Origin of the sequence: Streptomyces sp. NPDC047085 (assembly GCF_040643735.1) — a bacterium.
In the GTDB taxonomy this organism is placed as follows: Bacteria; Actinomycetota; Actinomycetes; order Streptomycetales; family Streptomycetaceae; genus Streptomyces.
This window is the reverse complement of the sequence record NZ_JBEYUW010000001.1, coordinates 1,139,474-1,164,631: the sequence shown is the minus strand read 5'-3', so window position 1 is coordinate 1,164,631 and position 25,158 is coordinate 1,139,474. Positions and strand designations below refer to the sequence as shown.

Below are 25,158 nucleotides of genomic sequence, written 5' to 3'. Positions count from 1 at the left end.
CTTGATGGGGAAGGCGGTGCGGCGGTCAGCCGACCGCGCCCTCCATCTGCAGCTCGATCAGCCGGTTGAGCTCCAGCGCGTACTCCATGGGGAGTTCCTTCGCGATCGGCTCGACGAAGCCGCGCACGATCATCGCCATCGCCTCGTCCTCGGACAGACCGCGGCTCATCAGGTAGAAGAGCTGGTCCTCGGAGACCTTGGAGACGGTGGCCTCGTGACCCATGGACACGTCGTCCTCGCGGACGTCGACGTACGGGTACGTGTCGGACCGGGAGACGGTGTCGACGAGCAGCGCGTCGCACAGCACGTTCGACTTCGATCCGGCGGCGCCCTCGCCGATCTCGATCAGACCGCGGTAGGACGTACGGCCGCCACCGCGCGCGACCGACTTGGAGACGATGTTGGACGACGTGTTCGGCGCCATGTGGACCATCTTGGCGCCGGCGTCCTGGTGCTGGCCCTCGCCCGCGAAGGCGATGGAGAGGGTCTCGCCCTTGGCGTGCTCGCCCATCAGGTAGACGGCCGGGTACTTCATCGTCACCTTGGAGCCGATGTTGCCGTCGATCCACTCCATGGTCGCGCCCTCGTAGGCCACGGCGCGCTTTGTGACCAGGTTGTAGACGTTGTTCGACCAGTTCTGGATGGTCGTGTAGCGGCAGCGGGCGTTCTTCTTGACGATGATCTCGACGACCGCGCTGTGCAGGGAGTCCGACTTGTAGATCGGGGCGGTGCAGCCCTCGACGTAGTGCACGTAGGCACCCTCGTCGACGATGATCAGGGTCCGCTCGAACTGGCCCATGTTCTCCGTGTTGATGCGGAAGTAGGCCTGGAGCGGGATCTCCACGTGGACGCCCGGCGGGACGTAGATGAAGGAGCCACCGGACCACACGGCGGTGTTCAGCGAGGCGAACTTGTTGTCACCGGCCGGGATGACGGTGCCGAAGTACTCCTTGAAGAGCTCCGGGTGCTCCTTCAGCGCGGTGTCGGTGTCGAGGAAGATGACGCCCTGCTCCTCCAGGTCCTCGCGGATCTGGTGGTAGACGACCTCCGACTCGTACTGGGCGGCGACACCGGCGACGAGGCGCTGCTTCTCGGCCTCCGGGATGCCCAGCTTGTCGTAGGTGTTCTTGATGTCCTCGGGCAGGTCCTCCCAGGACTCCGCCTGCTTCTCCGTGGAGCGCACGAAGTACTTGATGTTGTCGAAGTCGATGCCCGAGAGGTCCGAGCCCCAGTTGGGCATGGGCTTCTTCTCGAACAGCTTCAGGCCCTTGAGGCGCAGCTTCGTCATCCACTCCGGCTCGGACTTCTTCGCCGAGATGTCACGGACGACGTCCTCGTTCAGGCCACGCTTCGCTGCGGCACCGGCCACGTCGGAGTCGGCCCAGCCGTATTCGTACTTGCCCAGGCCCTCGAGTTCGGGGTGAGCAGTCTCCGTGGGGAGAGTCATGCGGGGTTCCTCCCGGCCGTGCTTGCAGATGCGTTGTCGCTGGTCTTGGAAATCTTGGGGATGAACGTCGTGCAGACGCCGTCGCCGTGCGCGATCGTCGCCAGTCGCTGGACGTGGGTCCCGAGCAGTTCGGCGAAGATCTCCGTCTCCGCCTCGCACAGCTGCGGGAACTGTTCCGCCACGTGGGCGACCGGGCAGTGGTGCTGGCACAGCTGCTCGCCGACCGGTGCGCTGCGCGCCGTAGCAGCGTACCCGTCGGCGCTCAGGGCCTTGGCGAGGGCTTCGGTGCGCTGCTCGGGCCCGGCGCTCGCGATCGCCTCGCGGTACACGCCCGCCTGGGCGGCGATCCGCGCGCGGGCGAAGGCGGCGACCGCCTCGGCTCCGCCCTCGTGCTCGGCGATCCAGCGCATGGCGTCCGCGGCGAGCTTGTCGTAGGACTGGTCGAAGGCGTCCCGGCCGCAGTCGGTCAGTGCGAAGACCTTGGCGGGACGGCCTCGCGTGCGCGTGCCGTACACCCGCTGCTCGCGTGCCTCCACGACGTCGTCGGCGACCAGGGCGTCCAGATGCCGTCGTACGGCGGCCTGGGTGAGTCCCAGCCGGCCGGCCAGCTCGGCGACGGTCGACGGGCCGTGGTCCAGGATGGACCGCGCGACCCGGTTGCGCGTCGAGCGCTCCCCGGTCGCGAGTTCCTCCTGGGGGGTCCCCACCGGGGTCTCCCGAGCCTCGCCGACGTTTTTCACAACGCCATTGTTGCGTAATTCCTCAGGGCCTGACAAGCGCCGTCCGGATCATCGAACGGTGCCCTGCATCACTTAGGCATACCTAATCCGACCTGCGGAAACGATCTTCTGATCGATCATTTCAGCACCCGTCACCAGGCAATTCGCTGGCGCCGGGCACCCCCGTCGACCAGACTCCACCCCATGCCGACGCCCCCTCCTTCCGGCCCCCTCGTCACCCGCGACTCGCTCGCCGTCCAGCTGCGGCAGCTGGGTGTGGAAACCGGCGAGATCCTCCTGGTGCACTCCTCCCTCAGCGCCCTCGGCTGGGTCAACGGAGGCGCCGTCGCCGTCGTCCAGGGACTCCTCGACGCCCTCGGCGCGGACGGCACGCTCGTCGTCCCCGCCCAGTCCGGCGACCTCTCCGACCCGGCGGTGTGGGGGAACCCTCCGGTGCCCGAGGAGTGGTGGGACCGGATCCGGGCCACGATGCCCGCCTACGACACCCGGATCACCCCCACCCGCGGGGTCGGCGTGATCCCGGAGACCGTGCGGACCTGGCCGGGCGCCCTGCGCAGCGCGCACCCGCAGACCTCCTTCGCGGCGCTCGGCCCGCGCGCCGCGGAGATCACCGAGGGCCACGCCCCCGACTGCCGGCTCGGCGAGCGCAGCCCGCTGGCCCGGCTGGAGAAGCTCGGCGCCCGGGTCCTGCTGCTCGGCGCGGGCTACGACGCCTGCACCAGCTTCCACCTCGCCGAGTACCGCATACCGTCGCCTCGGGTGCGCGTCGGCCGACCCGCGCCGGGCGGGGGATGGGAGACGGTGACCGAGGTGTCGATCACGTCGGACCGGTTCGACGAGCTGGGGCACGACTTCGAGCGGGACCGGCCCGTCGTGCGCGGCAAGGTCGGCGCCGCGGACGCACGGCTGTTCCCGGTGGCGGACGCCGTGGCCTACGCCGAGCGGTGGCTGGCCGTGCACCGACCCCGTGAGGAGGAGATCCCGCACCCCGGCGCCTGAGCACCGCGCGGCCTACCTAGACTCTTGAGCCATGCGAAGTGAGCCCGTGGTCCAGGTCCAGGCCCTGGTGAAGCGGTACGGCACGAAGACCGCGGTGAACGGCCTCGACCTGGTGGCCCAGGCGGGAGTGACCGCCGTACTCGGCCCCAACGGTGCCGGGAAGACGACCACGGTCGAGACCTGCGAGGGGTACCGGAGGCCGGACGCCGGCACGGTGCGCGTCCTGGGCCTCGACCCGGTACGGCAGTCCGGCGAGCTGCGCCCCCGCATCGGCGTGATGCTCCAGTCCGGCGGCGTCTACTCCGGCGCCCGCGCGGACGAGATGCTCCGCCATGTCGCGAGGCTGCACGCGCACCCGCTGGACGTGGACGCGCTCATCGAGCGCCTCGGGCTCGGCTCCTGCGGCCGGACCGGCTACCGGCGGCTGTCCGGCGGCCAGCAGCAGCGGCTCGCGCTCGCCATGGCCGTCGTCGGCCGCCCGGAGCTGGTGTTCCTGGACGAGCCGACCGCCGGCCTCGACCCGCAGGCCCGCCGGGCCACCTGGGACCTGATCAGGGACCTGCGCGCGGACGGCGTCTCGGTGATCCTCACCACGCACTACATGGAGGAGGCCGAGCAGCTCGCCGACGACGTCGCGATCATCGACGGCGGCCGGGTCATCGCCCAGGGCTCCCCCGAGGAGCTGTGCAAGGGCGGCGCCGAGAACACCCTGCGCTTCACCGGCCGCCCCGGCCTCGACGTCGGCTCCCTGCTCAAGGCGCTCCCGGCCGACTGCACGGCCGCCGAGCTGACCCCGGGCAGCTACCGGGTCGTCGGCAAGGTCGACCCCCAGCTGCTGGCCACGGTGACCTCGTGGTGCGCCCAGCACGGGGTGATGCCGGACCGGATCTCAGTGGAACGGCACACTCTCGAAGACGTCTTCCTCGAGCTGACCGGCAAGGAGCTGCGCTCGTGACCACCGCGACGGGTACCTACGCCCCCAAGCCGGGCGCCGCCCCGCTCTTCCGCATGATCGCGGCGCAGGCGGCGCTGGAGACCAGGATGCTGCTGCGCAACGGCGAGCAGCTGCTGCTGACCGTCGTGATCCCGACGCTGCTGCTGGTGCTCTTCAGCTCCGTGGACATCGTCGACACCGGCGCCGGCAAGGCGGTCGACTTCCTCGCCCCGGGCATCCTGGCCCTCGCCGTGATGTCGACGGCGTTCACCGGGCAGGCCATCGCGACCGGCTTCGAGCGCCGCTACGGCGTGCTGAAGCGGCTCGCCTCCTCCCCGCTGCCCCGCTGGGGCCTGATGACCGCGAAGACGGCGTCCGTCCTGGTCACGGAGATCCTCCAGGTGATCCTGCTGACCGTGATCGCCCTCGCGCTGGGCTGGTCCCCGCAGGGCGGTCCCGTCTCCGTCGTGCTCCTGCTGGTCCTCGGCACGGCCGCCTTCTCCGGGCTCGGACTGCTGATGGCGGGCACCCTGAAGGCCGAGGCCACGCTGGCCGCCGCAAACCTGGTCTTCCTGCTGCTGCTCGTCGGCGGCGGGGTGATCGTGCCGCTGGACAAGTTCCCGCCGGCCGCGCAGGACGCGCTCGGTCTGCTGCCGATCTCCGCGCTGTCGGACGGTCTGCGGGACGTGCTCCAGCACGGGGCCGGGACGCCGTGGGGCGACCTGGGGATCCTGGCCGCCTGGGCGGTCGTGGGGCTGGCCGCGGCGGGGAAGTTCTTCCGCTGGGAGTAGCCGGGAGCACGCGCGGAGCGGACCGGAGCACGCCTGGAGCCCGCCCGGAGCAGGCCTGGAGCGCGCCCGGAACGGGCCCCTCGTGAAAGCGTGCACAAGCGGCGGCCTACGATGGTGCACGTGCCAAAGCTGACCCGCGCCGACGCCGTAGCGGCCCTGCGCAACCCGCTCGCCTTCATCGCCGAACGCTGGACCCCGGAACCCCGGACCGTCCGCCGGGCGGCCCTCGCCGCGCTCGTCATGTCGGTGATCATCGTGATCACCGGTGGCGCCGTCCGCCTGACCGGCTCGGGCCTCGGCTGCCCGACCTGGCCGACCTGCACCGACGACTCACTGACCACCACCGAGGCCATGGGCTTCCACGGGGTCATCGAGTTCGGCAACCGCATGCTGACCTACGTGCTGTGCGCGGCCGTCGGCTGGGCCATCATCGCCGCGCGCTCCGAGAAGCCCTGGCGGCGGAGCCTGACCCGGCTGGGCTGGGCGCAGTTCTGGGTGGTCATGGGCAACGCGGTGCTCGGCGGCATCGTCGTCCTGGTCGGCCTGAACCCGTACACGGTCGCCGCGCACTTCCTGCTCTCCTCGGCGCTGATCGCCGTCGCCACGCTGACGTGGCAGCGCGCCCGGGAGGGCGACGGGGCGCCGCGGCCGCTGGTCGGCAAGGCCGTGCAGCAGCTGGTGTGGTTCCTGGTGGCCGCGTCCGTGCTGCTCATCGCGGTCGGCACGGTGGTGACCGGGGCCGGCCCGCACGCGGGCGACTCCAGCGAGGTGGACCGGATCCACATCGACTGGGAGACCGTCTCCAAGCTGCACGCGGTGCTCGCCTGGATCGTGGTCACGCTGACGTTCGCGCTCTGGTTCGTGCTGAAGGCGGTCGACGCCCCCAAGGGCCCCCTCGACCGCACCCGCGAACTCTTCCTGATCCTGCTCGGCCAGGGCGTCATCGGCTACGTCCAGTACTTCACGCACCTGCCCGAGCTCCTCGTCGGCCTCCACATGTTCGGCTCCTGCCTGGTGTGGATCGGCGTCCTGCGCGTCCTGCTGTCGCTCCGGGAACGGCCGGCGCTGGAGGTCCCGCTGCCGGATCAGGCGTACGCCGCCACGAGTTCGTCGATCGCCGGGCCCAGGTAGCCCCGGGTCAGCCCGGCACGGCGGACGAGCCAGCAGTCGGCCGACGGCGCGGGACGCCCGTACCGCCTGTGCCGTATGTCCTCGACGACGTCTGCGGGGGCATCCAGCCGGGTCAGCTCGTCCAGGGCCTCCCGTTTGGAGATCAGCCGCCCCTCGCGCAGGGTGACGGTGGCCCGGGCGAAGGTCAGCAGCCCCAGGTCGACCCAGACGTCCTGCCGCCAAAGCCGCGCCTTGTCGACCGCGGGCCGCCAGAAGTCGCGCTGGTCCTGTACGACGAAGCCGTGGAGCTGCGCGTCCGGCACCTCCGGAAGCAGGGCGCCCGGCGCCTCGCCGTGCAGCACCCGGCCGAAGTCGTGCAGCTCGCGCCGGGTGACGGGGGTGACCGGGCGGCGCATCACGTGTCCGTGCGCCCAGGTCAGGTGCGCGCGGCCCGGGTCGGCGAGCGTGGCCGGGGTGAGATAGCTGCAGTGCAGCTTCGCGGCGAGCGGTTCGGTGCGCAGCCGGCGGTGCAGCGTCACCGTCCGCCGCACGGTTCCGACGCCGATGGCGTCGGGCAGCACCGCGATGAGGTCCAGGTCGCTGCGGCCCTCCTGGTAGTCCCCGCCGGCCAGGGAGCCGTGGGCCCAGACGGCGAGCGGTCGTAACGGCGCGAGGCCGTGCAGGAAGCGGTCGAGGAGCGCGTCGGTCGGCATCGCCCCAGTCTTGGACACCGGCCGCCCTGCCGTACATCCCCTCGTCCGTGCGTCACCGCAGGCCGTACACCCGCCGTGCGTTGTCCGACGCGACCATGCGGGCCACCCGCTGGGCGTCCGTCAGGGACCACGCGCCCTCGGCGACCCAGGTGCCCAGCACCCGGCCCAGCGCCTCGCGGAACAGGCGGGCGCCGACGACGTGCAGCTCGGGCAGGCCGTGGGCGCCGCTGGAGAAGAGGATCTTGCCGAAGGGGGCCAGCTCCAAGATCTCGGCGAGGACGGTGGCCGCGCCGGCGCCGGTGCGGACGAGGGCCGCCCCCGAGTCGGCGTACACGTGCGGGAAGACACCGGCCAGGTGGGCGGCGTGGCGGTGGTACGGGTAGCCGTGCAGCAGGATCAGGTCCGTGCCGAGGCCCGCGGTGGCCCGCACGAAGTCGCTGAGCAGCACCGGGTCCGTGCGGTCGATGCGGGAGCCCGGCTCGCCCAGCCCGGCGTGCAGTTGGAGGGGCAGCCCGGAGGCGACCGCGATCCACAGCAGGTGCCGCAGCAGCACGGGGTCGGACAGTGCGCCGCCGACCCGCCGCCCGGCCAGCCAGCGGCCGGCCGCGCCCCGCACCTCGCCCGGTCCCGGCGGCTCGGGCGCGAGAGCCAGGCCGTTGCGGAGCCCGGCCACGGAGGTGAAGGCGACCGCCTGCCCGGCAGCCCCGTGCACGGATTCGGCGAGGTTGGCGAGGAAGGACTCGACGGTGCCGGAGGTGTCGGCGACCTGCTCGGCGAGGAGTTCCAGCCGGACGATCTCGCGGGCCTCGGCGTCCCCGGCGGAGGCCATCTCGGCGGGGCCGGTGAGGTCACCGGGCAGGCCCGTGTCGACCAGGTAGGTGGTGATGCCGCTGCCCCGCAGCAGCCGGCGGCCCGCTTCCAGGACGCCCAGTTCGCGGCGCCGGGCCAGATAGCGGGCGGGCGCGCAGTGCGGTTCCAGGCCGAGGAGGGGCGGGCACCAGCGCCGCACGGCGAAGCCGGTCTGCGTGTCGAAGAGGGTGGTGCCCGGTGCGGGCGGTCCCTCGGTCCGTGCCAGCTGGGCCTCGAAGGTGCCGAGGCCCAGCTCCGTCCGCAGTACGCCATGGCAGTACTGGTCCACGAGGGACGGCGTTTCGATCATCCGGGCTCCCCGTGAGGACGCTGCTGCCTGACACGTCTCCTAACGGGTGAACCGGGTGTGAGGTCGCGGTCGGCCGTTCAGCCGCCGATCTGGATACCGGCCATCCGCTTCCACTCGTAGCGCCCCGTCTTCACCTTCGCCGCGAACTCGCCGTCGAAGGACTCGTGGACGGTGATGCCGGACTTCTTGACCGCCTGCTCGGCGATCTCCATGGTGGGGGCCACCAGGTTGCCCCACTCACCGTCCTCGCCGACCAGGGCGATCCGGGCGCCGCGCTCGCCGATGTAGGCCACCTGGCCCTCGGCGCCGCCGTGCGCCTTCGCGAAGGTGCTGATCTGGTGGGCGAGCTTGGCCGCCTTGCGCTCGGCCTTCGGGTCAACCTGCTGCGTGTCTGCCATGGCCAGGATGCTACTCAGCGGTAGATCAAACGGCGACGGGAGGGGTGCGTGGCCTTGACCACGCACCCCTCCCGCCGATGTCCGTCGACGTCCGCCGACGTCCTCGATGTCCGCTCAGCGCAGGAACGGGTCCACCGCGACCGCGAGGAAGAGGATCGACACATAGGTGATCGACCAGTGGAAGAGGCGCATCTCCTTGAGCTTGGCCCCGGTCACCTCGGCCTTCGCCCGGTTCTGCAGCCCGTGCGCCTCCCAGAGCCAGAAGCCGCCGGCCGCGAGCGCGACCACCGTGTAGAACCAGCCGGTGTATCCCAGCGGCGTGAGCAGCAGGGAGACGGCGACCATCACCCAGCTGTAGATGACGATCTGCCGGGCGACCACCTTGTTGGAGGCGATGACCGGGAGCATCGGCACGCCCACGCGCGCGTAGTCCTCCTTGACCTTCATGGACAGCGGCCAGTAGTGCGGCGGCGTCCAGAAGAACATGACGAGGAAGAGGACGATCGGCGCCCACGACATCGAGTTCGTGACGGAGGACCAGCCGATCAGCACCGGGAGGCAGCCGGCGATGCCGCCCCACACGATGTTCTGCGACGTACGCCGCTTGAGAATCATCGTGTAGACGACGACGTAGAAAAGGAGCGCTCCGAGTGACAGCCAGGCGCTCAGCCAGTTGACGGTGAATCCGAACAGCAGCGTCGAGACGACCGCCAGCGTGATACCGAAGGCCAGGCACTCGCGCGGGCTGACCATGCCGGTCACCAGCGGCCGCTGCGAGGTGCGGTCCATCAGGGCGTCGATGTCCCGGTCGATGTACATGTTCAGCGCGTTGGCGCCGCCCGCGGAGAGGTAGCCGCCGACGCAGGTCAGCAGGACCAGCCCCAGGTCGGGCACACCCTGCTGCGCCAGGAACATCACCGGAACGGTGGTGATGAGCAGCAGCTCGATGATCCGCGGCTTGGTCAGCGCCACGAAGGCCTTGACACGGGCCCCGAACGGCCGGTGAACCGGGCCCTGGCTCGCACCATCGAGCGAGCCCACTGGACGGGATTCGACGGCCGTCACGTACACCCCTGACAGAGACATCCCAGCAAGCCTCCCCGTATGAAGACCCGGTAAAGGCTCGCGCGTACCACGCCACTTTAGACGTTGCCCATACCCCGGCCTTCGCGGGGGTGGGGTCGTGTTGGCGGACGTCGCATAAGAGGGGTCCTGGAGCTCGATTGAGCGGTCAGATGAGCGGCTCCGTATTCATGTGCCGAATGCGTTGTCGGCCAGTCGGGAGGCGGATCGCACGGATGCCCGGCAGTCTGGAATGACTCGAAAAAACGCACGTCCTGACGGGGGTAGGCTCAACCCGGCCGGTGGGCAGAAGTGCACCGGCGGCCGGGTGGGCGTATGCCCCGACGACCGGCGACCGACATGTGGAGAGGAGCCCTGAACCAGGGTGAGCACCAAGCCGACCACCACAGACCTTGACTGGACCGAGCTCGACCAGCGGGCCGTGGACACCGCCCGTGTCCTGGCCGCCGACGCCGTACAGAAGGTCGGCAACGGCCATCCCGGTACGGCGATGAGCCTGGCCCCGGCCGCCTACACCCTCTTCCAGAAGGTGATGCGCCACGACCCGGCCGACCCGGAGTGGGTGGGCCGTGACCGCTTCGTCCTGTCCGCCGGACACTCGTCGCTGACGCTCTACACGCAGCTCTACCTGGCCGGCTTCGGCCTGGAGCTGGAGGACCTGGAGTCCTTCCGCACGTGGGGCTCGAAGACGCCGGGCCACCCGGAGTACGGGCACACCAAGGGCGTCGAGACCACCACCGGCCCGCTGGGCCAGGGTGTGGCCAACGCGGTGGGCATGGCGATGGCCTCACGTTTCGAGCGTGGTCTGTTCGACCCGGACGCCCCCGAGGGCACGTCCCCGTTCGACCACTACATCTACTGCATCGCCGGTGACGGCTGCCTGCAGGAGGGCATCTCCGCCGAGGCGTCCTCGCTGGCCGGTCACCAGAAGCTCGGCAACCTGATCATGCTGTGGGACGACAACCACATCTCGATCGAGGGCGACACCGAGACGGCCGTCTCCGAGGACACGTGCAAGCGGTACGAGGCCTACGGCTGGCACGTGCAGCGCGTCGAGGCCAAGCCGACCGGCGACCTGGACCCCGAGGCGATCTACGCGGCCATCCAGAAGGCCAAGGCGGTCACCGACCGGCCGTCCTTCATCGCGATGCGCTCGATCATCGCCTGGCCCGCCCCGAACGCCCAGAACACCGAGGCCGCGCACGGCTCGGCGCTCGGCGACGACGAGGTCGCCGCGACCAAGCGCGTCCTCGGCTTCGACGACACGAAGTCCTTCGCGGTCGAGGACGAGGTGCTCGCCCACACCCGCGGGGCCCTGGAGCGCGGCCGCGAGGCCAAGGCGGAGTGGGAGAAGTCCTTCCAGGAGTGGCGGGACAACAACCCGGAGCGCGCCGCCGAGTTCGACCGCATCAGCAAGGAGGAGCTGCCCACCGGCTGGGAGGAGAAGATCCCGGTCTTCGAGACGGGCAAGGGCATCGCGACCCGTGCCGCCTCCGGCAAGGTGCTGCAGGCGCTCGGCGCGGTCATCCCCGAGCTGTGGGGCGGCTCCGCCGACCTCGCGGGGTCGAACAACACGACCATCGACAAGGACAGCTCCTTCCTGCCGGAGGGCAACCCGCTGCCCGAGGCCAACCCGTACGGCCGCACCATCCACTTCGGCATCCGCGAGTTCGCGATGGCCGCGGAGATGAACGGCATCACCCTGCACGGCAACACCCGGGTGTACGGCGGCACCTTCCTCGTCTTCTCCGACTACATGCGCAACGCGGTGCGCCTGTCGGCCCTGATGCACGTGCCGACGACGTACGTGTGGACGCACGACTCGATCGGCCTCGGCGAGGACGGCCCGACGCACCAGCCGGTCGAGCACCTGGCCTCGCTGCGCGCGATCCCCGGTCTGAACATCGTGCGCCCGGCCGACGCCAACGAGACCGCCATCGCCTGGCGCGAGATCCTCAAGCGCTGGACGAAGGAGTTCGGCAAGGGCCAGCCGCACGGCCTGGTGCTGACCCGCCAGGGCGTGCCCACGTACGAGCCCAACGACGACGCCGCGCGCGGTGGTTACGTGCTGGCCGAGGCGGAGGGCGGCGACGCGCAGGTCATCCTGATCGCCACCGGTTCCGAGGTGCACGTGGCCGTCGAGGCGCGCGAGCAGCTGCAGGCCGAGGGCGTGCCCACGCGGGTGGTGTCCATGCCGTCCGTGGAGTGGTTCGAGCAGCAGGACCAGGGGTACCGGGACTCCGTGCTGCCGCCGTCGGTCAGGGCCCGGGTCGCCGTGGAGGCGGGCATCGGCCTGACCTGGCACAAGTACGTCGGGGACGCCGGCCGCATCGTCTCCCTGGAGCACTTCGGTGCCTCCGCCGACGGCAAGGTCCTCTTCCGCGAGTACGGCTTCACCGCCGAGAACGTGGCGGCCCAGGCCCGGGAATCCCTCGCCGCCGCCCAGCGCTGACGCTCATATACGACACGTAGGAGATGTAATTCCATGACAGACGCACTCAAGCGCCTCTCCGAAGAAGGCGTCGCGATCTGGCTGGACGACCTGTCGCGCAAGCGGATCACGTCCGGCAACCTCGCCGAACTGATCGACCAGCAGCACGTCGTGGGCGTCACCACCAACCCGACGATCTTCCAGAAGGCGATCAGCAGCGGTGACGGCTACGAGCAGCAGCTCGCCGACCTCGCCGCCCGCAAGGTCACCGTGGACGAGGCCATCCGCATGATCACCACGGCGGACGTCCGCGACGCCGCCGACATCCTGCGTCCCGTCTTCGACGCGACCGGCGGCCAGGACGGCCGGGTCTCCATCGAGGTCGACCCGCGCCTGGCCCACAACACCCGGGCCACCGTCGCCGAGGCCAAGCAGCTGGCCTGGCTGGTGGACCGCCCGAACACCCTGATCAAGATCCCGGCCACCAAGGCGGGTCTGCCGGCCATCACCGAGGTGATCGGCCTCGGCATCAGCGTCAACGTCACGCTGATCTTCTCGCTGGAGCGCTACCGCGCGGTCATGGACGCCTACCTCTCCGGCCTGGAGAAGGCCAAGGAGCGCGGCCTGGACCTCTCGCTGATCCGCTCCGTCGCGTCCTTCTTCGTGTCCCGCGTGGACACCGAGATCGACAAGCGTCTGGACGCCCTCGGCACCGACGAGGCCAAGGCGCTGCGCGGCAAGGCCGCCGTCGCCAACGCGCGCCTCGCCTACCAGGCGTACGAGGAGGTCTTCTCCTCCGACCGCTGGCAGGCGCTGGACAAGGCGGGCGCCAACAAGCAGCGTCCGCTGTGGGCGTCGACCGGTGTCAAGGACCCGGCCTACCCCGACACCATGTACGTCACCGAGCTGGTCGCGCCGAACACGGTCAACACCATGCCGGAGGCCACCCTCGAGGCCACCGACGACCACGGCCAGATCACCGGTGACACCGTCGCCGGCACCTACGAGCAGGCCCGTGCCGACCTCGACGCGCTCGAGAAGCTCGGGATCTCCTACGACGACGTCGTCCAGGTGCTGGAGGACGAGGGCGTCGAGAAGTTCGAGGCGTCCTGGATCGACCTGCTGAAGTCCACCGAGGCGGAGCTCAAGCGCCTCGTGCCCGCGGAGGACTGACTTGTCACCGCTTTCCGGTTCCGGAGCGAACCCGCTTCGTGACCCCGCCGACCGACGGCTCCCGCGCATCGCGGGGCCGTCGGGCCTGGTGATCTTCGGCGTCACGGGCGACCTGTCCCGCAAGAAGCTGATGCCCGCGGTGTACGACCTCGCCAACCGGGGTCTGCTCCCGCCGGGCTTCTCGCTGGTGGGCTTCGCCCGCCGTGAGTGGGAGAACGAGGACTTCGCCGCCGAGGTCCACGACGCCGTCAAGGCGCACGCCCGTACGCCGTTCCGTGAGGAGGTCTGGCAGCAGCTCATCCAGGGGATGCGCTTCGTCCAGGGCACCTTCGACGACGACGACGCGTTCGAGCGGCTGCGCGCCACCATCGAGGAGCTGGACAAGGCCCAGGGCACGGGCGGCAACTTCGCCTTCTACCTGTCGGTGCCGCCGCGCTCGTTCCCCGTCGTCATCCAGCAGCTGAAGAAGCACGGCCTGGCCGAGCAGACCGGGGGTTCCTGGCGGCGCGCGGTCATCGAGAAGCCGTTCGGCCACGACCTGGAGTCGGCCGAGGAGCTGAACAAGGTCGTGCACGAGGTGTTCACCCCGGACCAGGTGTTCCGGATCGACCACTACCTCGGCAAGGAGACGGTCCAGAACATCCTGGCGCTGCGCTTCGCCAACACGATGTTCGAGCCGGTCTGGAACCGGTCCTTCGTGGACCACGTCCAGATCACCATGGCCGAGGACATCGGCATCGGCGGCCGCGCCGGCTACTACGACGGCATCGGCGCCGCCCGTGACGTCATCCAGAACCACCTGCTCCAGCTCCTCGCGCTGACCGCGATGGAGGAACCGGCCTCCTTCGACGCGGATGCGCTGGCCGCGGAGAAGACCAAGGTGCTCGGTGCCGTCCGGCTGCCGAAGGACCTGGGCCGCAGCACTGTACGCGGCCAGTACGCGGCGGGCTGGCAGGGCGGCGAGAAGGTCACCGGCTACCTCGAAGAGGAGGGCATCGACCCGAAGTCGAAGACCGACACGTACGCCGCGATCAAGCTGGAGATCGACAACCGCCGCTGGGCGGGCGTCCCCTTCTATCTGCGCACCGGCAAGCGGCTGGGCCGCCGCGTGACCGAGATCGCGGTCGTCTTCCAGCGCGCGCCGCACTCCCCCTTCGACCACACGGCGACGGAGGAGCTGGGCCAGAACGCGATCGTCATCCGCGTCCAGCCCGACGAGGGCATCACGGTCCGCTTCGGCTCCAAGGTGCCGGGCACCTCGATGGAGATCCGGGACGTGTCCATGGACTTCGCCTACGGCGAGTCGTTCACGGAGTCGAGCCCGGAGGCGTACGAGCGGCTGATCCTGGACGTGCTGCTGGGCGACGCCAACCTGTTCCCGCGCACCGAGGAGGTCGAGCTGTCCTGGGAGATCCTCGACCCGATCGAGGAGTACTGGGACCGGCACGGCAGACCCGCGCAGTACAAGTCGGGCACCTGGGGCCCTGCCGAGGCGGACGAGATGCTCGCACGAGACGGACGGAGCTGGCGCCGGCCATGAAGATAGACCTGACCGACACCACCGCCGGCGAGATCAACAAGGCGCTCGTGCAGGGCCGGCGTGCCATCGGCACCCCGGCCGTCGGCATGGTCCTCACCCTCGTCATCGTCACCGACGAGGAGAACGCCTACGACGCCCTGAAGGCCGCCAACGACGCGTCGCGCGAGCACCCCTCGCGCACGCTCGTGGTCATCAAGCGCGTCTCCCGCTCCCCGCGCGACCGCACCTCCTCGCGGCTGGACGCCGAGGTGCGGGTGGGCGCGGACGCGGGCACCGGCGAGACGGCCATCCTGCGGCTGTACGGCGAGGTCGCCGACCACGCCGACTCGGTCGCGCTGCCGCTGCTGCTGCCGGACGCCCCGGTCGTGGTGTGGTGGCCGGTGAACGCCCCGCTGGACCCGGCCCAGGACCCGCTGGGCGCGCTGGCCCAGCGCCGGGTCACCGACACCTATGCCGCCGAGCAGCCGGTGCGGGAGCTGTCGGCCCGCGCGGCGGCCTACACGCCCGGTGACACCGACCTGTCCTGGACCCGGATCACGCCGTGGCGCTCGATGCTGGCGGCGGCCCTGGACCAGGTGGTCTGCGAGGTGCGGACCGTCGAGGTGGAGGGCGAGGAGTTCAACCCGAGCTGCGAGCTGCTGGCGATGTGGCTCGCGGACCGGCTGGACGTGCCCGTGCGGCGCACCCTGTCCTCGGGCCCGGGTCTGACGGCCGTCCGCATGGACACCAGCTGTGGCCCGATCGCCCTGGACCGGGCGGACGGCTCGCTGGCCACCCTGTCCATCGAGGGCCAGCCGGCCCGCGCGGTGGCGCTCAAGCGGCGGGACACCGCCGAGCTGATCGCGGAGGAGCTGCGCCGGCTCGACCCGGACGACACCTACGCCTCGGCACTGCGCTACGGCGTGGAACGGCTGGCCACGGTCCCGGAGGCGGCTGCCGCGGAACCGGCCGCCGGGTCCGCAGGGGCTGAACCGGCGGCGAAGGCCGCGAAGGCGCCCGCGAAGAAGACGGCGGCCAGGAAGGCCCCGGCGAAGAAGGCGACGACGAAGTGAGCACTCCCCAGCTGGTCGTGCACCGCGACAAGGAGCTGATGGCGCAGGCCGCCGCGGCCCGGCTGATCACGAAGATCGTGGACGCGCAGGCCTCCCGGGGCCATGCGTCCGTGGTCCTCACCGGCGGCCGCAACGGCAACGGCCTGCTGGCCGCGCTGGCGGCGTCCCCCGCCCGGGACGCCGTCGACTGGAGCCGCCTGGAGCTGTGGTGGGGCGACGAGCGCTACCTCCCCGAGGGCGACCCGGAGCGCAACGACACGCAGGCCCGCGCGGCCCTGCTGGACGCCGTACCGCTGGACCCGGCACGCGTGCATCCGATGCCCGCGTCGGACGGGCCGTACGGTGCGGACGTGGACGCGGCGGCGGAGGCGTACGCGGCGGAGCTGGCCAAGGCGGCCGGGCCGGAGAACCACAGCAGCGTGCCGTCCTTCGACGTGCTGCTGCTGGGCGTCGGCCCGGACACCCACGTGGCCTCGCTCTTCCCGGAGCTGCCGGCGGTCCGTGAGACGGAGCGCACGGTGGTCGGCGTCCACGGCGCCCCCAAGCCCCCGCCGACCCGGGTCTCCCTCACCCTGCCTGCGATCCGCTCGGCCCGTGAGGTCTGGCTCCTCGCGGCCGGCGAGGACAAGGCCCGGGCCGCGGCCATCGCCCTCTCGGGCGCGGGCGAGGTCCAGGCTCCGGCAGCGGGCGCGTACGGCCGCCGGCGCACCCTGTGGCTGCTGGACTCGGCCGCGGCCGCGGACCTGCCGCGCTCGCTGTACCCGCCGGCTTCGCCGTGAACCGCTGAGGTACCACTGAGAAACCACTGAGGTCCCCCCGACGGAGCTTCACAGTTTCTGCACGAAAAATCCGTGCAACGCTCAACTTCTGTGTAAGCTCCTGGCGCTGCATCCGCACCACCGAGGGGGGACCTCATGCGTATACGTTTCGCGCTCGCCACCGCTGTCACGGCCGGAACGCTCGCCGTCGTCGTCGCGGCCCCGGCCCAGGCCACCGAGTACTCCTCCGCCCTGAAGATCAAGGGCGCCCAGTACGACGCGCCGGGGCGGGACTCCAACAACTGCCGTACGGGCAACACCCGCGACGAGTACCTGACGATCAAGAACTACTCGCACAGCACGACCGTGAACCTGAAGGGCTACGTCGTCAAGGACGCCGCCGGCAACCGGTTCGCCTTCCCGTCGAACCACTACCTCCAGCCCGGCGACTACGTGAAGCTGCGCGGCGGCCACGGCACCGACTCGGACGCCGACAACGTCGTCTACCGCCAGAACTGCAACTTCATGTGGAACAACGACAAGGACACCATCTACCTGTACAAGCCGTCCGGGGCCCACGCGGACACCCACGCCTACACCAAGTCCCACGACGACCGTGACGGCAACGGTTACATCACCTTCCACGGCTGACGCCGAGCCGTCCCGGCGGGAAGGGCGGGGGCGGCGGGGGGCGTAAGACCTCACGGTGCTCGCCCCCACGGCTCCCTACTTGACCGAGCCAGCCATCACCCCCTGCACGAAGTGCCGCTGGAAGGCGAAGAACACCACGACCGGCACGATCAGCGACAGGAACGCACCCGGCGCAAGGACGTCGATGTTGCTGCCGAACTGGCGGATCTGGGACTGGAGTTCGACGGTCAGCGGCTGGGATGAGCTGTCCGCGAAGAGCAGGGCGACCAGCATGTCGTTCCAGACCCACAGGAACTGGAAGATGGCGAGGCTGGCGATGGCGGGCCGGCCCACCGGCAGGACGAGGCGGGTGAAGATGCGCCACTCGCTGCCGCCGTCCATCCGCGCGGCCTCCAGCATCTCCTTCGGCATCTCGGCGAAGTAGTTCCGCAGCAGGAACACCGCGAACGGCAGGCCGTAGGCGACGTGGAAGAGGACGACACCGGGGATCGTGCCGAACAGGCCGAGCTGCCCGAAGAGTTTGGCCACCGGGAGCAGGCCGATCTGGACCGGCACCACCAGCAGGGCCACCACCAGCAGGAAGAGCGGCTCGCGGCCGGGGAAGTCCAGCCACGCGAAGGCGTACCCGGCGAGGGCCGCGATGACGACGACCAGGGTGGTGGCCGGGACGGAGATCAGCACGGTGTTCCAGAAGGCCTGGGTGATCCCGGCGTTCTTCAGCAGCGCCGTGTAGTTGTCGAAGGACAGCTGGCCGGGGCTGGCGAACACCGTCCACCAGCCGCCCTTCGCGGTGTCCTGCGCCGACCGCATCGAGGAGAGGAACAGCCCCGCCAGCGGAGTCAGCCAGACCAGGCCGACCACCACCAGGAAGGCCTGCACCAGGCCGTTGCCCAACCCGCGCCTGAGCACGTTCATCGCTGGCTCCTTCGGAAACGGCGGACGTTGAAGACCATCGCGGGGATCACCAGGAGCAGGAGCAGCACGCCCAGCGCACTGCCGAGCCCCTGGTTGTTGCCGCCGCCGAAGGACACCAGCCACATCTGGGTGGCCAGGACGGTGGCGTCCTCCTGCACGGGCCCCGGCGCGATGATGTAGACGAGGTCGAAGACCTTCATCACGTTGATCACGAGGGTCACGAAGACGACCGTGAGGACGGGGGCCAGCAGCGGGACCGTGATGCGGCGGAAGATCTGCCACTCGTTCGCCCCGTCCATCCGGGCCGCCTCCAGCGCGTCCCGGGGCAGGGTCGCGAGGCCCGCGCCGATCAGCACCATCGCGAAGCCCGTCCAGATCCACAGGTACGCGCCGATGATCGCCGGGGTGACGAGCGTCGGGCCGAGCCAGGAGACGCCCTGGTAGGGCGGGGCGAAGTTCGACGCGGGCAGCTTCACGGTGTACGAGCCGGCGGACAGCCCGGGGAAGCGGAAGGAGCCGTCGGACGCGGTGGTCGTGCTCGCAACGGTCCGGCCGTCGCGCAGGGCCTGGACCTTCATGCCGGGCAGGCCGCTCTCCTTCGGGTCGACCACCCCCTGCTTCCCTCCCCCGCCCGGGGTGAAGTCCAGGTAGACGACACCGCGCACCTCGCCCGCGGGCGCCGTGCGGGAGGCCGCGCCGTAGGCGGGCCGGGCTCCCGCCGGAAGGTCCTTGGGCAGGACGCCGACGATCGGAAGCGCCACCGAGTGGCCGACGGAGGCAGTCGTACGGTACGAGCCGTCCCGGTCCTGAGCCAGCAGGCCCGCGCGGCCGCGTGCGGTCGGGTACGACGACGTGCCGCTGAACGCGTCGTGGACGGAGACCACGGCCGCGTTGAGGACGCCCTTGTCCGGGTCCTCGTCGTAGGCGAGCCGGAAGATGATGCCGGCGGCGAGGAAGGACACCGCCATCGGCATGAACAGCAGCAGCTTGAAGGCGGTGGCCCAGCGGACCTTCTCCACCAGGACGGCCAGGATCAGGCCGAGCCCGGTCAGCAGGGCCGGGGCCACGACCACCCAGATGGTGGTGTTCCGGATGGCCTTCAGCGTCGCGGGGTCGCGGAACATCTCGGTGTAGTTGTCGCCGCCGACGAACCGGGTGCCGGAGGCGTCGAAGAAGCTGCGGCCGACGGAGAACAGCACCGGGTAGACGACGAGGGCGCCGAGCAGGAGCAGGGCGGGGAAGACGAAGAGCAGCGCGACGGTCCGGGCGCGCCGCCGGCCGCGGCGCCCGCGGGCCGCGCCTGCGGCCCGCGGGTTCGCCTCTTTGTGTGCGAGCGTGGCGGTCATGGTTCCGCTCAGCCCTGGTAGGCCTTGGCCGCCGCGGACTCCAGCTTCGCCGCTGTGCCCTTCGGGTCGGACGGGTCGCGCAGGAAGTCCTGCAGGAGCTTCCACTCGCCGGCGCCCTTGGTGCCGCCGAAGGCCGCCGGTGCCTGGTCGGACATGTCGAAGCGGACCGAGTTCGCGTCCCCGGCGGAGACGAGGGACTTCGCGGTGGCGCGGGTGACGTCGTCGCCGTAGGAGGCGAGGTCGAGCTTCTTGTTCGGGGACAGGAAGCCGCCCGCCTTCGCCCACACGGCGGCCGCCTCCGGGGTGGCCAGGTACTCCAGGAGCTTCATGCCGGCCTTGGCGTTCTTGCCGTCCTTGAGGACGACGGCCGCGTCGCCGCCGCTGACCACCGGTGCCGTGCCGCCGCCGACCGCCGGGAACGGGAAGAAGTTCGCGTCCTTGCCGATGGTCTTCTGGAACTGGTCGTGGGCGACACCGGCGACGAAGTCGCCCTCGTACACCATGCCGGCCTTGGGCTTGGGCCCGAAGACCTTCTCCACCGAGCCCGGGAAGTCGGTGTTGAGGGCCTCCTTCTGGCCGCCCGCGATCAGCTGCTTGTCCTTGAACAGCTTGCCGAGGGTGGTGAGCGCCGTGACGACCGAGGGGTCCGTCCACTTCAGCTTGTGGGCGGCGAGGGCGTCGTACTTCTCGGGGCCGGCCTGGGAGAGGTAGATGTTCTCGAACCAGTCGGTGAGGGTCCAGCCGTCCTGCCCGGCGACGGCGAAGGCGGCGAGGCCGGAGTCGGAGACGGTGTGCCCCGCCTTGAGCATCTCGTCGTACGTCGTGGGCGGCTTGACGCCGGCCTGGGCGAGGGCGTCGGGGCTGTACCAGACGGTCGACTTGTGGGCGGCCTTGAAGTAGAGGCCGTAGAGGGTGCCGTCGACACTGCCGTACGTCTTCCAGACGGGGGCGTAGTCGGCGGTGATGGTCTGCTGGGCGGTGGCGGACAGGGGCTTGAGCCAGCCCTGCTTCGCGAACTGCTGGAGCACGCCGACCTGCGGGACCATCACGACGTCGGGCGCGTTGCCGCCCTCGATCTTGCTGCCGACGACCGTGGAGACGTTGTCGCCGGTGGACACGAACTGGGTCTTGGCGCCGGTCTTCGCGGTGAACGCGTCCAGCACCTTCTGGAAGTTCTTCTGCTCGCTGCCGGACCAGACACCGGCCACGGTGACCGTCTGGCCGCTGAGTTCCTTGTCACCACCGCCCGCGCTCACCGGGCCGCCGCCGCAGGCGGTCGCGCCGAGGGTGAGGGCGAGGGCGGTGCAACTCGTGAGCAGGGTCGTACGGCGTCGCATCATCGTTGATGTCCCTTCAGGAGATGCTGGAGATGCCGGGGATGGCGGGGATACCGGGGATGCCGGGGTGGTTCCGGGGTGGGAGTTGACGGGGATTCAGAGGTGGGTGTCGCTCAGCCACCAGGCCGCCGTCGAGCCGGGCAGCACCCCGGCCGGGCAGGGCCCGCTGGACAGCAGAGGGGTGCCGGAGACCGGCGCGGGTGTGGGGGCGGTGGTGAAGTTGACGGCGCAGACCAGGCCGTCGCCGCGGACGAAGGCGAGGACGCCCGGCGGGGTGTCCAGCCAGCGCAGCGTGCCCTCGCCCAACTGGGGCAGGGATGACCGCAGTTGGAGGCCGTCGCGGTACAGGTGCCAGAAGGAGCGGGTGTCGGCGAGGGCGCGGTCGGTGGCGTACTCGGCGAAGTACGACGGCTGCGGCAGCCAGGGCTTGGCGCCCTCCGCGCCGGAGGTGAAGCCGAACGGGGAGGCCTGCCCGGACCAGGGCAGCGGCACGCGGCAGCCGTCGCGAATACGGGCGCGGCTTCCGGTGCGGTGGAAGATCGGGTCGGTGAGCACGTCGTCGGGCAGGTCGACGACCTCGGGCAGGCCCAGCTCCTCGCCCTGGTAGATGTACGCGGCCCCGGGCAGCGCCAGCATCAGCAGCGCGGCGGCGCGGGCGCGGACGGCGCCGAGGCCGCTGCCGCCGGGGGCGGGTTCGCCGTAGCGGGTGACGGTGCGGACCTGGTCGTGGTTGTTGAGGACCCAGGTGACCGTGGAGCCGGTGCCGGCGATGTCCTGCATGGCCTCGGAGATGACCTTGCGGAAGGCGTCGGCGTCCCAGGGGGCGCCGAGCAGGTCGAAGAAGAAGGCCTGGTGGAGTTCGTCGGCGCGGACGTAGCGGGCGTGTTCGCGGGCGGTGGGCACGGAGACCTCGCCGACCAGCAGGCGTTCGCGGCCGTCACGAGCCGTGTACTCCTCGCACACCGCGCGCCAGCGCCGCCAGACGTCGTGCACCTCGGGCTGGTTCCAGGCGAGCGGGTTGACGGAGTCGCGGGTGCGGGCGTCGGCCTCGGGGTCGTCGGAGTCGGGGAGTCCGGGGTGCTTGTAGAGGCCGGCGGCGACGTCGATGCGGAAGCCGTCGACGCCCCGGTCGAGCCAGAAGCGCAGGACGCGCTCGAACTCGGCGGGTATCTCGGGGTCGCGCCAGTTCCAGTCGGGCTGTTCGGGCGTGAACATGTGCAGGTACCACTGGCCGGGGCGGCCGTCCGCCTCCGTGACACGGGTCCAGGCGGGGCCGCCGAACATGGCGTGCCAGTTGTTGGGCGGCTCGCTGCCGTCCGGGCCGCGTCCGTCGGCGAAGTGGAAGCGGGCGCGGGCCGGGCTGCCGGGTGCGCCGTTCAGTGCCTCGCGGAACCACGGGTGCTCGCTGGAGCAGTGGTTGGGGACGATGTCGAGCAGCACCTTGATGCCGAGCCGCCGGGCGGCCGCCATCAGCAGGTCGAACTCGGCGAGGTCGCCGAAGAGGGGGTCGACGTCGCAGTAGTCGGCGACGTCGTAGCCGTGGTCGTGCTGGGGCGAGGGGTAGAAGGGGCTCAGCCAGATCCCGTCGACGCCCAGTTTCTTCAGGTACGGCAGTCCGGCCCGGACGCCGGCCAGATCCCCGATGCCGTCACCGGTGCTGTCCAGGAAGCTGCGGACGTACACCTGGTAGATGACGGCGTCGCGCCACCAGTGGTGCTTACTCAACATGCATGCATGTTATGTAGGTGTATCGCGAGGGTGTCAATGAAAAGAACGCAGGCTACTGGGGAGTTGGGGCAACAAATACGGACTTATCGGGGCGGTCTCGCAGCAGATGAGATGTCCGCGTTACCTAACATGTAACTAGAGGGGGGAAGACAGACCGTAGGCGGCGACGCCTAGCGGCCGGAGACGGCCGCCAGCTCCCGGGCCAGTCGCCGTACCGCCGCCTCGGGCGTCTCCTGCCCGGTCAGCGCGTCGTGCACGACCGCCTGCACCACCAGGCTGACCTGGTCGTAGTGCGGGCTCTTGGGGCGCGGGGCGGCCGTGAGGACGGCGGTGCGCAGGGTCGGCAGATAGGGGAACCGCCGTACGAGCGCGGGGTCTTCGTAGAGCGCGGCGCGCACGGGAGGCAGCGCGCCCCGCGTGAGCACCTCGCGCTGGACGCGCTCGCTGGTGAGGTAGGCGATCAGCCGCGCCGCCGAATCGGGGTGCCGGGCATGCGTGTTGACGGCCAGGTTGGAGCCGCCGAGGACGCTCGTCCCCGGCCCGTACGGTCCGGGCAGCGGTACCGCGCCGATCCGGCCGGCGACCTTGGAGCCCTTGGCGGAGGCGCCGACGTAGGCGTAGGGCCAGTTGCGCAGGAAGAGCAGACGGCCGTCCTGGAAGGCCTGTTTGGACTCCTCCTCCTTGTACGTCAGGGCCTCCCTGGGGATCCAGCCCTCGCGGACGCCGCGGGCCAGGAAGCCGATGCCCTCGCGGGCGGCGTCCGAGTCGACCGTGACGCGGGCGCCCTCGTCGCCGAGGATCGTGCCGCCCGCCGAGTACACGGCCTCGGCCGCGTTGACGGTCAGGCCCTCGTAGGGCAGCAGCTGGCCCGCGTAGCCGCCCAGGCCGTACTTGGGCGCGACGGTCTTCGCGTCGTGCTCCAGCTCGGCCCAGGTGCGCGGCGGCGCCACGCCCTCCTTGGCGAGGACGTCCTTGCGGTAGAGGAGCAGTCCGGCGTTGGTGACGTACGGGACGGCGTACAGCCGCCCGTCGTAGGTGGCCGTGTCCACGACCGGGGGCAGGAAGGTCTTCAGCGGGAAGCGGTCCGGCGGCAGCGGACGGATCCAGCCGGCCGCCGCGAACTCGGAGGTCCAGTTGACGTCGATGTTGAGGACGTCGAACCGGCCCCGGTCGCCGCCGCGCAGGTCGGTGGTCATCTGCGCATGGGTCTCGTCGGCGGAGTCCGGCAGCTCGACGAGGGTGACCTTCTCGGCGGGGTGGGTGCGGTTCCAGCCCTCCAGGAGCCGGCCGAGATAGCCGGTGAGGTCCCCGGCGGTGGCCAGGGTGAGCGGTCCGCGACCGCCCGCGCCGCCCTCTTCGGCGCGGGCGCCGGAGGCCACGTAACCGGTCAGGACGACAGCGAGGACGAGGAGGCCCCTACCGGCGGCGCGCATCCACCGCATAGGTTCCTCCTTGCACACCGGCGCCGGGCACCCTCGCCCGGAGTCAGAGGCCATGTATACCTGTTAGGTATGAGCGATACTAGGGCCTGGAGCACATTGGCCGGACGCCGGACGGGAGGACAGGACGAGTGCGCCAAGCCCTCCTGGCACTCCTGGCACGCGGCCCGGCCCACGGCTACGAGCTGAAGCAGGACCTTGAGCAACTGCTGGGCTCCGCGTACCCTCAGCCGAACGTCGGCCAGATCTACGTCACCCTCGGCCGCCTGGAGAAGCAGGGGCTGATCGAGGGCGAGGAGGTCGAGCAGAGCAGCCGGCCGAACAAGAAGATCTACCACCTCACCGACACCGGGCGGGACGCGCTGCGCGCCTGGTTCGACGAGCCCGAGGACGAGCCGCGGGTCCGGGACGAGTTCTTCATGAAACTGGCGCTCGCCCCGCAGACCGGTCTCGCCGACCAGATCGCCCTCATCAACAAACAGCGGCGCCAGTACCTCAACACCATGCGCAACCTGTCGAAGCTGGCCGCGGCCGAGGACCGGGACAACCGAATAGCCCATCTGCTCATCGAGGGCGCGATGCTGCACCTGCAGGCCGACCTCGACTGGCTGGAGCGGTGCCAGGAGGAACTGGAGGAGCTGGAGTGAGCGGGAGCCGGCCTCCTGAGCGGGAACGTCCCCCGGTGCTGCGCGCCGAGGGCCTGGTGAAGACCCACCACGGCGAGGGCGCGCCCGCGCGTGCCGTGCGCGGGGTCGATCTGAGCGTGGCGCGGGGCGAGTTCGTGGCGATCACCGGCCCGTCCGGAGCCGGCAAGTCGACGCTGCTGCACCTGCTCGGCGGGCTGCAGCGGCCCGACGAGGGCAGCGTCTGGCTCGACGGCCGGTGCACGGACTCCTTCAGCGAGGCGCGCTGGGCGGTGGAGCGCAGGAAGGCCATCGGCATCGTCTTCCAATTCTTCAACCTGGTGTCGAACCTGTCCGTCGCCGACAACGTCGAGCTGCCCGCGCTGCTCGCCGGCGTCCCGCCGAAGCAGGCCCGCTCCGAGCGCGAGGCGCTCCTTTCCGAGCTGGGCCTGGAGGGCAAGGAGCGCAGCATGCCGGGCGAGCTGTCCGGCGGCGAGCAGCAGCGGGTCGCCCTGGCCCGGGCCCTGGTCAACCATCCGCCGCTGCTGCTCGCGGACGAGCCCGCCGGCAGCCTCGACAGCAAGGGCACCCGCGAGGTGATGCGGCTGCTGACCCGTTTCCACGGGCGCGGGCAGAGCATCGTGCTGGTCACGCACGACGCCCGGCTGGCGAGCGCCGCCGACCGGGTGATCAGCTTCTTCGACGGCCGGATAGCCGACGACGCCGCGCTGGACGGCACGCCGTCCCGCAGGGCCGGGACCTCGGGTGTGCTGGAGCTGAGGGACTGATGG

General features: G+C 70.8%; 23 protein-coding genes. 12 read left to right on the top strand and 11 right to left on the bottom strand.

Features of this window, described 5'->3' with window-relative positions:
• Positions 1-25: 25 nt before the first annotated feature.
• Positions 26-1,447, bottom strand: a complete 1,422-nt coding sequence (gene sufB / locus ABZ865_RS05020) for a Fe-S cluster assembly protein SufB (protein ID WP_361223874.1) — start codon at positions 1,445-1,447, stop codon at positions 26-28.
• A complete protein-coding gene (locus tag ABZ865_RS05015; RefSeq protein WP_361223872.1) occupies positions 1,444-2,187 on the bottom strand; it encodes an ArsR family transcriptional regulator in 744 nt (247 codons plus the stop codon). The genes sufB and ABZ865_RS05015 overlap by 4 nt, the downstream gene beginning before the upstream one ends.
• 183 nt (positions 2,188-2,370) lie before the next feature.
• Here ABZ865_RS05015 and ABZ865_RS05010 point away from each other — a divergent pair, with 183 nt between their 5' ends.
• From ABZ865_RS05010 to ABZ865_RS04995, 4 genes are all read left to right on the top strand, one after another.
• Positions 2,371-3,186 carry an AAC(3) family N-acetyltransferase gene (locus ABZ865_RS05010; RefSeq protein ID WP_361223869.1) on the top strand — a complete coding sequence of 272 codons (816 nt, stop codon included), beginning with the start codon at positions 2,371-2,373 and terminating at the stop codon, positions 3,184-3,186.
• Positions 3,187-3,217: 31 nt separating this feature from the next.
• Complete coding sequence (locus ABZ865_RS05005) at positions 3,218-4,141, top strand: ABC transporter ATP-binding protein (RefSeq protein ID WP_361223866.1); 924 nt, start codon at positions 3,218-3,220, stop codon at positions 4,139-4,141.
• Between the two features lie 53 nt (positions 4,142-4,194).
• Positions 4,195-4,911: an ABC transporter permease gene (locus ABZ865_RS05000; protein ID WP_361224406.1), complete on the top strand. Its 717-nt coding sequence runs from the start codon at positions 4,195-4,197 to the stop codon at positions 4,909-4,911.
• Between the two features lie 111 nt (positions 4,912-5,022).
• Complete coding sequence (locus ABZ865_RS04995) at positions 5,023-6,042, top strand: COX15/CtaA family protein (RefSeq protein WP_361223863.1); 1,020 nt, start codon at positions 5,023-5,025, stop codon at positions 6,040-6,042.
• On the opposite strand, the gene ABZ865_RS04990 is transcribed toward ABZ865_RS04995, so the two are convergent.
• From ABZ865_RS04990 to ABZ865_RS04975, 4 genes are all read right to left on the bottom strand, one after another.
• Entirely contained in the window at positions 5,997-6,734 is a 738-nt protein-coding gene (locus ABZ865_RS04990) for a nucleotidyltransferase (protein ID WP_361223861.1), read from the bottom strand. The genes ABZ865_RS04995 and ABZ865_RS04990 overlap by 46 nt on opposite strands.
• A 52-nt stretch (positions 6,735-6,786) precedes the next feature.
• Positions 6,787-7,893, bottom strand: coding sequence for an amidohydrolase family protein (locus ABZ865_RS04985; protein ID WP_361223859.1), 1,107 nt, complete (start codon positions 7,891-7,893; stop codon positions 6,787-6,789).
• 77 nt (positions 7,894-7,970) lie between these two features.
• Positions 7,971-8,291 carry a hypothetical protein gene (locus ABZ865_RS04980; protein WP_361223856.1) on the bottom strand — a complete coding sequence of 107 codons (321 nt, stop codon included), beginning with the start codon at positions 8,289-8,291 and terminating at the stop codon, positions 7,971-7,973.
• A 114-nt stretch (positions 8,292-8,405) separates the two neighbouring features.
• The gene (locus ABZ865_RS04975) at positions 8,406-9,362 is read right to left on the bottom strand and encodes a heme o synthase (protein WP_361224403.1); all 957 of its coding nucleotides are present in this window, start codon (positions 9,360-9,362) and stop codon (positions 8,406-8,408) included.
• Positions 9,363-9,738: 376 nt separating this feature from the next.
• Here ABZ865_RS04975 and tkt point away from each other — a divergent pair, with 376 nt between their 5' ends.
• The 6 genes from tkt (at position 9,739) to ABZ865_RS04945 (ending at position 16,979) form a co-directional block, all read left to right on the top strand.
• Positions 9,739-11,826, top strand: coding sequence for a transketolase (tkt, locus tag ABZ865_RS04970; RefSeq protein WP_361223853.1), 2,088 nt, complete (start codon positions 9,739-9,741; stop codon positions 11,824-11,826).
• Positions 11,827-11,859: 33 nt separating this feature from the next.
• A complete protein-coding gene (tal, locus tag ABZ865_RS04965; RefSeq protein ID WP_361223850.1) occupies positions 11,860-12,978 on the top strand; it encodes a transaldolase in 1,119 nt (372 codons plus the stop codon).
• Position 12,979: 1 nt separating this feature from the next.
• Positions 12,980-14,518, top strand: a complete 1,539-nt coding sequence (gene zwf / locus ABZ865_RS04960; protein WP_361223847.1) for a glucose-6-phosphate dehydrogenase — start codon at positions 12,980-12,982, stop codon at positions 14,516-14,518.
• The gene (gene opcA / locus ABZ865_RS04955) at positions 14,515-15,570 is read left to right on the top strand and encodes a glucose-6-phosphate dehydrogenase assembly protein OpcA (RefSeq protein ID WP_361223844.1); all 1,056 of its coding nucleotides are present in this window, start codon (positions 14,515-14,517) and stop codon (positions 15,568-15,570) included. The genes zwf and opcA overlap by 4 nt, the downstream gene beginning before the upstream one ends.
• On the top strand, positions 15,567-16,349 hold the full coding sequence (gene pgl / locus ABZ865_RS04950; RefSeq protein ID WP_361223841.1) for a 6-phosphogluconolactonase: 783 nt from the start codon (positions 15,567-15,569) through the stop codon (positions 16,347-16,349). The genes opcA and pgl overlap by 4 nt, the downstream gene beginning before the upstream one ends.
• Before the next feature lie 135 nt (positions 16,350-16,484).
• Positions 16,485-16,979 carry a lamin tail domain-containing protein gene (locus tag ABZ865_RS04945; protein WP_361223839.1) on the top strand — a complete coding sequence of 165 codons (495 nt, stop codon included), beginning with the start codon at positions 16,485-16,487 and terminating at the stop codon, positions 16,977-16,979.
• Positions 16,980-17,054: 75 nt separating this feature from the next.
• Here the strand turns inward: ABZ865_RS04945 and ABZ865_RS04940 are convergent, their stop codons facing one another.
• The 5 genes from ABZ865_RS04940 to ABZ865_RS04920 all read right to left on the bottom strand — a co-directional run bounded on the left by ABZ865_RS04940 (position 17,055) and on the right by ABZ865_RS04920 (position 23,747).
• A complete protein-coding gene (locus ABZ865_RS04940) occupies positions 17,055-17,894 on the bottom strand; it encodes a carbohydrate ABC transporter permease (RefSeq protein ID WP_361223836.1) in 840 nt (279 codons plus the stop codon).
• Complete coding sequence (locus ABZ865_RS04935) at positions 17,891-19,240, bottom strand: ABC transporter permease subunit (RefSeq protein WP_361223833.1); 1,350 nt, start codon at positions 19,238-19,240, stop codon at positions 17,891-17,893. The genes ABZ865_RS04940 and ABZ865_RS04935 overlap by 4 nt, the downstream gene beginning before the upstream one ends.
• A gap of 8 nt (positions 19,241-19,248) precedes the next feature.
• The gene (locus tag ABZ865_RS04930) at positions 19,249-20,580 is read right to left on the bottom strand and encodes an ABC transporter substrate-binding protein (RefSeq protein ID WP_361223831.1); all 1,332 of its coding nucleotides are present in this window, start codon (positions 20,578-20,580) and stop codon (positions 19,249-19,251) included.
• Between the two features lie 93 nt (positions 20,581-20,673).
• Positions 20,674-22,305 carry an alpha-amylase family glycosyl hydrolase gene (locus ABZ865_RS04925; protein WP_361223828.1) on the bottom strand — a complete coding sequence of 544 codons (1,632 nt, stop codon included), beginning with the start codon at positions 22,303-22,305 and terminating at the stop codon, positions 20,674-20,676.
• Between the two features lie 170 nt (positions 22,306-22,475).
• On the bottom strand, positions 22,476-23,747 hold the full coding sequence (locus ABZ865_RS04920; protein WP_361223826.1) for an ABC transporter substrate-binding protein: 1,272 nt from the start codon (positions 23,745-23,747) through the stop codon (positions 22,476-22,478).
• A 128-nt stretch (positions 23,748-23,875) separates the two neighbouring features.
• Between ABZ865_RS04920 and ABZ865_RS04915 the strand changes: the two genes are divergently transcribed.
• Both ABZ865_RS04915 and ABZ865_RS04910 read left to right on the top strand, forming a co-directional pair.
• Positions 23,876-24,391 carry a PadR family transcriptional regulator gene (locus ABZ865_RS04915; RefSeq protein ID WP_361223823.1) on the top strand — a complete coding sequence of 172 codons (516 nt, stop codon included), beginning with the start codon at positions 23,876-23,878 and terminating at the stop codon, positions 24,389-24,391.
• Positions 24,388-25,155, top strand: coding sequence for an ABC transporter ATP-binding protein (locus ABZ865_RS04910; RefSeq protein WP_361223820.1), 768 nt, complete (start codon positions 24,388-24,390; stop codon positions 25,153-25,155). The genes ABZ865_RS04915 and ABZ865_RS04910 overlap by 4 nt, the downstream gene beginning before the upstream one ends.
• Positions 25,156-25,158 lie beyond the last annotated feature (3 nt).